This is a genomic window from Neisseria sp. P0008.S010 (assembly GCF_051962715.1).
In the GTDB taxonomy this organism is placed as follows: Bacteria; Pseudomonadota; Gammaproteobacteria; order Burkholderiales; family Neisseriaceae; genus Neisseria; species Neisseria elongata.
This window is the reverse complement of the sequence record NZ_JBQCVA010000118.1, coordinates 1-982: the sequence shown is the minus strand read 5'-3', so window position 1 is coordinate 982 and position 982 is coordinate 1. Positions and strand designations below refer to the sequence as shown.

The following is a 982-nucleotide window of genomic DNA, read 5'->3' as shown; positions in this document are numbered from 1 at the left end:
CGGTTCGGGTTAAGGGTAAATCTGATTGCAGGACTGATTAATGCGATGGGATGAATATTTTCGCAAGAGGTCTATTTTCAGACGGCCTGAAGATACGGTTGCAGCAAGATAATCAAAAGCAGGTATAATGCCTTTTTCCAATAATCCGTTATGAACAGTGCGTGGTCATTCATGACTTCGAAAACCTCACTTTCTGCCGCTTCGGGCAAAAATCAAAACATCCTGGCACCGGTCAGTTTGATTTGCGGGCTGCTGGCGTGGACGCTGCTACCCATTGTCGCCGCACTGGCCGCCATCCTCACCGGCCATATCGCCTACGCCAAAAACAAGCGGTTGAAAGTCGGCGGCAAGGGGATGGCCTTAACAGGTCTGGTGCTGGGTTACAGCGGTTTGGGCGCGGCGATGATGCTGATCGGCATTTGGGTCGGCATGCCGGAAGGAAAATCGCTGTGGCCGCAGGAAACCGCCGCGCCGGCCGAGCAGGCCGCTTCGGCCGTTCAGGCCAAACCTGCCGCACCGCAGCCGCGCAGTTCGGAAAACCAGGCCGCCTCCGCCGTACCGGCGAAAAACGTCAAACCGCTCCCCCCTGTGATTCCGCCATCAGCCGTGCCGATTTTGTCCGCCCAGCAGCGGGTGGAAGAAGCCTTGAATGAAGGCACGCCATTGGACGAAATCAATGAAACCCACGAAGAAGCGGGGGAAGACGATCCCAGCCTGCGCTATTGGCAGCGGATTGAAATCAAGCAAGGCAATATCGTCATCACGCCGAAGCCGAATATTTACGGCCTGTCCGCACAGATTATGCTGTTCTCCACCCGTGAAAACGGCGGCCTGTCTTGGACTTGTGTCGGCGAATTGGACAAAACGGTGGAAGAAACCGTTTGCCGCTGACCCGTCGGGCCATATTGTATTAGACCTCTTGCGAAAATATTCATCCCATCGCATTAACCAGTCCTGCAATCAGATTTACCCTTAACCCGAA

Annotated in this window: 1 protein-coding gene; it reads left to right on the top strand. The window is 54.7% G+C overall.

The annotated features are described in order from the left end of the window. The first annotated feature begins 171 nt into the window (after nt 1-171). Nucleotides 172-891, top strand: coding sequence for a DUF4190 domain-containing protein (locus ACTHSL_RS12755; RefSeq protein WP_440381672.1), 720 nt, complete (start codon nt 172-174; stop codon nt 889-891). Nucleotides 892-982: the final 91 nt, after the last annotated feature.

Excerpts from the sequence above, each read along its gene's own strand:
- ACTHSL_RS12755 (WP_440381672.1), top strand. The coding sequence starts at position 172 with ATGACTTCGAAAACCTCACTTTCTGCCGCTTCGGGCAAAAATCAAAAC.